Raw genomic sequence first — 6996 nt, forward strand, 5'->3', positions numbered from 1 at the left:
AACCACAGCTCCCCGAACCGCACGAGCACGGACCAGGGCCGCAGCCGTACGTCTCCTACGGCCGCGTCCCTCCCCAGTACCCCCCGCACCCACCCCACGACCTCGGCCCGCCACGCCTCGTCGTCCCAGGGAGTTACGCCGATGCCGTAGTCCCCACGGTCTACCTTTCCAGCCATGTTCATGCAGACATGAGAACACCCGGCACAGACGCACCCGGTAGCTCGGGGGTACGAGGGTATGACGGCGAGGGATGTGCGGCGGCCGGGTCGGTGATCAGGGTGTTCGCCGGTTGAACCTTGACTGTTCGGACAACCTCCTTTGGTGATCGTTGAGTTGAGTTTTTGACCTTCTTGGGGGGCGAGGCAACCGGGGGCGGAGAAAGCCTGTCTCACAGGGTGCTCACAGACCGGGGCCGATCCCAGGGGCGCGTGGGGACGCGTCGCAGTGGTACGTGGGGTGGGGTTTCGGGATGGGGGTTGTTCGGTCCGGGCGTCCATGACCAGGCGCTCGCAGGCTAGGAACAGACGAGGAACCGATGACCAGTCAGCAAGACCGCAAGCAACTGAAGAAGCGCGCGGCGTTGGCCGCGGGGGCCGCGCTCACGGTGGTGGCCGCTGTCGCGGCGACCGCGCCGGGGGCGGGTGCGGCGCCCGCCGCGAAGCCGGGCCAGCCTCAGCTCAAGCTCGTCGCCGCGTCGGCGTCCGTCGTACTCGACAAGTACGAGGGGGAACAGGGGGTCTACCTCGACCTCGGGACGTACCTCACCGTCGACAACGCGCCCCTCGAATTCAAGGTGACCCGCAAGTCGTACAAGGACCAGATCGTCGCCCAGCAGGTGTTGCGGGACGGCAAGAAGGTGACGACGAAGACCCTCCCGGCGGGCCTCGTCAAGGACTTCACGGGGCTGCCGGGCTTCATCGAGGTGTCCGTGAAGGACGCCGCGGGCAAGGAAGTCACCAGCAGCAAGGGGACGTTCTGCCCGAACAACGCGTCGGGACGGCTCCGCCCGGACGCCCCGGCGACCTCGCACTACCCGCAGAGCTGCCCCGGCAACCCGTTCACGCTGGGCTCCGTCTGGGGCGTGGAGAAGGGCTGGGCGGCCAACACCTCGGCCGTGGACTACGACAGGCCGGTCGACCTCCCGGCGGGCGAGTACACGGCGAAGGCGACCGTCGCGAAGAAGTACCGCGACCTCTTCGGCATCCCGAACGACACGGCGACCGTGAAGGTGACGGTCCGTGAGATCAAGGACGAGGGCGGCGAGGGCCTGCGCTCCCAGCACACCGGCCACACGGCGACGGGTACGACGGAGGGCGCGAACCACCACTACGGCCCGCGCGGCGCCGACGCCCCGACCCCGCCCGCGCTGTCCCACGCGCTCGAAGCCCGGGGCCAGGCCCACCACTTGGGCGACGGCAAGGGCCACACGGACGGCTCGCGCATCGCCCCCGCGCTGAAGGCGAACGCGGCCAAGCCGACCGGCAAGGCGGGCGTCCCCGCCAACGTCCCCAAGCCGGACCTGCGTTCACTCCCGGCGTGGGACATCTCCATCACGGACGGCGAGGACGGCGACGTACCCGGCAAGGACTACCTCGCGTTCAGCGCGAACGTGTGGAACGCCGGTCCGGCCCCGCTCGTCGTGGACGGCTTCCGCAAGCCGGGCGCCGAACTCATGGACTCCTACCAGTACTTCTACGACGCGAAGGGCAAGCAGGTCGGCTACACCCCGGCCGGCACGATGGAGTGGGACCCGCGCATCGGCCACGAGCACTGGCACTTCACGGACTTCGCGAGCTACCGGCTGCTGAGCGAGGACCGCACGAAGGAGGTCCGCAGCGGCAAGGAGGCGTTCTGCCTCGCCAACACGGACGCCATCGACTACACGGTGAAGAACGCCAACTGGCACCCGTACAACACGGACTTGTCCACGGCCTGTGGACAGCGCAACTCCATCTCCGTGCGCGAGGTGCTGGACGTCGGCTCCGGTGACACGTACACCCAGTACCGTCCGGGCCAGTCCTTCGATATCACGGGCCTGCCGAACGGCACGTACTACATCGAGGTCATGGCGAACCCGGCCCACCGCCTCCAGGAGACGAACCTCAAGAACAACGTCTCGCTGCGCAAGGTGACGCTCGGCGGCAAGGAGGGCGCCCGTACGGTCAGCGTCCCGCCGGTCGACCTGATCAACGCGCCGTAACAGCAGACCAGTTGGGGCACCCTGAACCCCCCAGGGTGCCCCAACTGTTTTTATAGCCCCAACTGTCTTAGAACTCGGCCGAGTTGTTCGAGGAGTCGGGGTCGAACGAGAACCCGGTACCGAAGGACGGCCGCGCCGACACCTTCCCCTTCGCGTCCGGTACGACACTGTCGACGCGGACCGTGAACGGGAACCCGGCGCTCTGCCCCGGCTTGATGAGCATCCCCAGCTCGCAGGCGTAACCGGCGCCCCGGGGGCGGCAGTTGTCGGGCACGCTCACCGCGCTGGTCCCGGCGGGCAGCGTGACGTCGAGCACGGCGACCGGGTCACCGGAGGAGATGTTCGCGACCCAGGCCGGACCGTTGTCGGTGAGCCCGGCGGTCAGCTCGACCGTCTCGCCGACGGAACCGCCCGGGTAGGTGCCGGACACCGCGAAGTCGGCCGTGTTGACCGCGTCGACCCGCCACGACGTGCCGTTGTCGCCGGGCTGGAGATCGGTCTGTCCGCCCACCGGGTCCACCGAGAAGTCGAACCGCTCCTTCAGGGCGTGCGCCGCGACCGTGGCCTTCAGCGGCTGCGGCAGCCCGACGGTCTCCCCGGGCCGCACGACGGTGTCGAACGCGCAGGTGTAGTGGACGAGGAAGCCGTCGATGTCCTCGGAGGAGCACTGCGGGTACGCCGTCGCGAGGTCGAGCCCGTACGACGTCCACATCTGGACGGCGAACCCGTTGGCGGCCTGGTCACCGTTGTTGGTGACGGTGAACGGCACGTCGAGCGTCGTCCCCGGCTGAACTCCGTCCAGCTCGACGGGGGTTGAGGCGACCAGGTCGGGCCCGGTGCCGACGGTGACGTTCGTCTCGAAGGAGTCGAGGGGCGCGACGAGCTTCCCGTCGGGTCCCCCGGTCGCCTCGGCGGCGTACGTGATCCGCCCGGCGGCACCGGCCGCAGTGCCCGCCAACGCCCTTACCTGCAAGGTCACTTGGGGTACGAACCCGGCGCGCAGGATCGGTACGTCCCCCGCGTCGCACACCGCGGTCGTGCCGCTCGGCACGCAGTTCGACGGCCACAACACCTCGGCCACACCGGCGAGTCCGGAGACGTCCACGGTCAACTTGCCGTCACTCACGGTGAAGTTGTCGTTGTCGTGGTACAGACCCACCGGGATCGTCTGGGTCTGCGCCTCCCCCGAGGCGGGTGCGACGGTCACCGGCCGGTCCGTCGGGGCGTTGATCCACAACTGGTCGGTCTGCTCGTCCGCTTGGGCCGGTGCGACCGCCGACGCGGCGAGCACGAGCGACGCGGCGACGGCGCCGTACGTACCGAATCGTCTGAAACGTTCTGAGTTCATCTGGTCCCCCTGTTGATCAGTATTGGCCGACAGTCGATCATCGTAAGAGTCCGGTGAGATGAACGGGACGGGCCGTTTCGGACGTACTGGAAAAGAATTGGTCATCCGATGGGCAACGGAACCTGATGGCTGGGTCGTCTGTTGTGTGTGGGGTGTCCGTGCCAGGTGGAGGCGGAGCCTCGATACGAGCATGGGGGAGCGGAGGAACGGCGTGGGAAAGCGCAAGGCGGATGTCCGCCTGACCCGGCGTGGGCGGGTGCTGGCCTGGAGCGCCGGTGTCCTGTGCGTCGGCGTGCTGGGGGTCGCGGGGGCCGGGACCTGGATCTACCAGCAGTTGAACGGCAACATCACCTCCGCGGACGTCGACGACAAACTCGGCGGCGACCGGCCCGAGAACCTCAGCCCGGGTTCGAAGAACATCATGATCGTCGGTTCGGACAGCCGCGACGGCGCCAACGCCCAGTACGGCAAGGACCTGACGACGATGCAGTCGGACACGCTGCTCGTCCTGCACATCCCCGCCGACCGCAAGTGGGCGTCGGTCCTGTCGTTCCCGCGCGACTCGTGGGTGCGCATTCCCGCCTGCGACAAGGGAGATGGGACCAAGTCGAAGGAACACCACTTCAAGATCAACGAGGCGTTCGCGCTCGGCGGCACGAGCGGTGAGGTCGCGAGTGCGGCGGCCTGCTCGATAAAGACCGTCGAGGAGAACACCGGTCTGCGCATCGACCACTTCATGTCCATCGACTTCTCCGGCTTCAAGGGCATGGTCAACGCGCTGGACGGCATAGAGGTGTGCCCGGAGACCGCGATCGACTCCCCCAAGGCCAAGTTGAAGCTTCCGGCGGGCTGCCAGACCATCGACGGCGAGACGTCCCTCGGCTACGTCCGCGCGCGCTACGGCATCGGCAACAACTCCGACATCGGACGCATCGGCCGCCAGCAGGAGTTCATGGACGCGCTCGCGAAGAAGGCCAAGTCCAAGCTGACGAGCCCGGATTCGATGTACGGCTTCCTCAACTCGGCGACGAAATCCCTGACCGCGGACCCGGGGATGGCCGGCATCAAGCAGCTGTACTCGCTCGCGTCCGAGCTGAAGGGCATCCCCAGCGACCGGCTCGCCTTCCTCACCGTCCCCAACTACCCGCGCGAGGCGGACGTTCCGACCGACAAGGCCAACGTGGCCTGGCAATACCCGCAGGCCGCCGACCTGTTCACCGCGCTGGCCAAGGACCAGGAAACGACGAAGGACGCGCTGGCCGCGAAGACGAAGAACCTCGTGTACGCGTCGTCGGTGAAGGTCCGCGTCCTCAACGGCACCGGCGTGCCCGGGCGTGCCGCCGCCGTCGCGGAGAAGCTCCGGGTGAACGGTTTCACGGTCGTCTCCACCGGCAACGCGCCCTCGAACGTCACCACGTCGGCCGTCCAGTACGCCCAGGGCGCGGACGACACGGGCGCGCGCGCCGTCGCCGCGCGGCTCGGCGGGAAGGTGACGGCGACGGCGTCCGCGGAGGCGTCGGCCGGGGTGGTGAACCTCGTCGTCGGGCCCGACCTCAAGGTCGAGAACATGTACTGACCCTGCGGGAGCCCGCGAGGACGTCCCAGCCGTGCCTCGTTCTGTCGGATGTTCTCGCAGCTCAGAGCCCTGGACGTCCCATGGTGTCCCAGGGGGGCGGACTTCGCTGGACCGGCTCTGAAACGGCCAGCAATCTCGGTGGTGCACGCCGGGCGGAGCGATCGACCCCGCGCCGCCCCCTCGACGCACACCGAAGGGAACACCCGGATCATGAACACACGTACGCGGCTCACCACGGCAGGCCTGGCAGCCCTCCTGAGTGTCGGTGGCCTCGGGCTCGCGCTCGCACCGTCGGCCTCCGCCGAGGGCGCCTGCACCGAGTGGCGGAGCATCCAGGTGTCGCACAACGCCGTGGGGCTCCAGTACCGCGAGTGCGACCGCTACAGCGGCTCCAACACGCAGACGAAGGCGCAGCTGTACCTGTGGGACAACAAGCACGACGGCAAGATCGCCCAGGCATACACGGCGACGGGTTCCAACGTGAACGGCTCGTGGCGCCAGAGCTGGGAGCGCTACTACGGCTGGGGCGACGAGAGCAAGCACAGCCCGCTGGTCGACACGGGCTGGCACAAGGGCCACGACGTGCACGTCCTGCTCAAGGCCGTCACCGGCTAGCCTTCCCTGCCCCAAAAAGCGGTGGTCCGCGCTCCCTTGGCGGGGAGGGCGGACCACCGCCGTGGTGCGCAACGGGCCCTCTGTCGAGAAAGAGCCGCGCCACGTGCGTACTTGACGGTGACGGACTCACCTCCACGCAGGGGACAGGTACCACACATGAGCGCATCCGCATCGATCGGCGTCACCGGCCTCGGGGTCATGGGCCGCAACCTGGCGCGTAATTTCGCGCGGCACGGGTACACGGTCGCGGTCCACAACCGGAGCGCGGGGCGGACCCGTGCGCTGATCGAAGAGTTCGGCCACGAGGGGGAGTTCGTCGCCGCCGAGAGCGCCGAGGAGTTCGTGGCGGCGTTGGAGCGGCCTCGGCGGCTGATGCTGATGGTGCAGGCGGGGGAGGCGACGGACGCGGTGATCGGGGAGTTCGCGCCGCTGCTGGAGCCGGGCGACATGATCATCGACGGGGGCAACGCACACTTCGCGGACACCCGGCGCCGGGAAGCCGCGCTGCGTGAACAGGGCATCCACTTCGTGGGAGTTGGCGTGTCCGGAGGGGAAGAGGGTGCGCTGCACGGGCCGTCGATCATGCCGGGCGGGTCGGCGGAGTCGTACGCGGTGCTGGGGCCGATGTTCGAGGCGATCAGTGCGAAGGTCGACGGGGAGCCGTGTGCGACGCACATCGGGGCGGACGGCGCGGGGCACTTCGTGAAGATGGTGCACAACGGCATCGAGTACGCGGACATGCAGCTCATCGCGGAGGCGTACGACCTGTTGCGGCAGGTCGGCGGGTACGGTCCGGCGGAGATCGCGGGCATCTTCCGGGAGTGGAACCAGGGGCGGCTGGGCTCGTACCTGATCGAGATCACGGCCGAAGTCCTGGGCCACACCGACGCGTTGACCGGCGGGCCGTTCGTGGACGTGGTCGTGGACCGGGCCGGGCAGAAGGGCACCGGGCGGTGGACCGTGCAGACCGCGCTGGACCTGGCCTCGCCGGTGACGGCGATCGCGCAGGCGACGTTCGCGCGGGCCGCGTCGGGACAGAGCGCGCTGCGCGCGGCGTACCGGGGGCTGCCCGGCGGCACGACCCCGCCGCTGTCGCGGACGGAGGCGGCGCGGTTCGCCTCGCAGGTCGAGAACGCCCTGTACGCCTCGAAGGTGATCGCCTACGACCAGGGCTGGTCGATGATCCAGGACGCCGCCAAGGAGTACGGCTGGGACATCGACCTCGCCGCCGTCGCACGGATCTGGCGCGGCGGCTGC

At 68.9% G+C, this 6996-nt stretch carries 5 protein-coding genes; 4 read left to right on the forward strand and 1 reads right to left on the reverse strand.

What is annotated here, in order from left to right; translation table 11 throughout:
- Positions 1–535 precede the first annotated feature (535 nt).
- A complete protein-coding gene (locus AOK24_RS21870) occupies positions 536–2200 on the forward strand; it encodes a lysyl oxidase family protein (RefSeq protein ID WP_055721761.1) in 1665 nt (554 codons plus the stop codon).
- Positions 2201–2267: 67 nt separating this feature from the next.
- Here the strand turns inward: AOK24_RS21870 and AOK24_RS21875 are convergent, their stop codons facing one another.
- The gene (locus tag AOK24_RS21875) at positions 2268–3548 is read right to left on the reverse strand and encodes a COG1361 family protein (protein ID WP_055721762.1); all 1281 of its coding nucleotides are present in this window, start codon (positions 3546–3548) and stop codon (positions 2268–2270) included.
- Between the two features lie 190 nt (positions 3549–3738).
- Between AOK24_RS21875 and AOK24_RS21880 the strand changes: the two genes are divergently transcribed.
- The 3 genes from AOK24_RS21880 to gndA all read left to right on the forward strand — a co-directional run.
- A complete protein-coding gene (locus AOK24_RS21880) occupies positions 3739–5124 on the forward strand; it encodes an LCP family protein (RefSeq protein WP_240554056.1) in 1386 nt (461 codons plus the stop codon).
- Positions 5125–5334: 210 nt separating this feature from the next.
- Entirely contained in the window at positions 5335–5739 is a 405-nt protein-coding gene (locus AOK24_RS21885; protein ID WP_055721763.1) for a hypothetical protein, read from the forward strand.
- A gap of 156 nt (positions 5740–5895) precedes the next feature.
- The coding region (gene gndA, locus AOK24_RS21890; protein WP_055721764.1) for an NADP-dependent phosphogluconate dehydrogenase at positions 5896–6996 on the forward strand (1101 nt) is incomplete at its 3' end.

This window comes from Streptomyces niveiscabiei (assembly GCF_001419795.1).
Taxonomy (GTDB): Bacteria; Actinomycetota; Actinomycetes; order Streptomycetales; family Streptomycetaceae; genus Streptomyces; species Streptomyces niveiscabiei.

Coding starts and splice junctions, on each gene's coding strand:
- AOK24_RS21875 (WP_055721762.1), bottom strand. CDS start 3,548: ATGAACTCAGAACGTTTCAGACGATTCGGTACGTACGGCGCCGTCGCC.
- AOK24_RS21885 (WP_055721763.1), top strand. CDS start 5,335: ATGAACACACGTACGCGGCTCACCACGGCAGGCCTGGCAGCCCTCCTG.
- AOK24_RS21880 (WP_240554056.1), top strand. CDS start 3,739: ATGGGGGAGCGGAGGAACGGCGTGGGAAAGCGCAAGGCGGATGTCCGC.
- AOK24_RS21870 (WP_055721761.1), top strand. CDS start 536: ATGACCAGTCAGCAAGACCGCAAGCAACTGAAGAAGCGCGCGGCGTTG.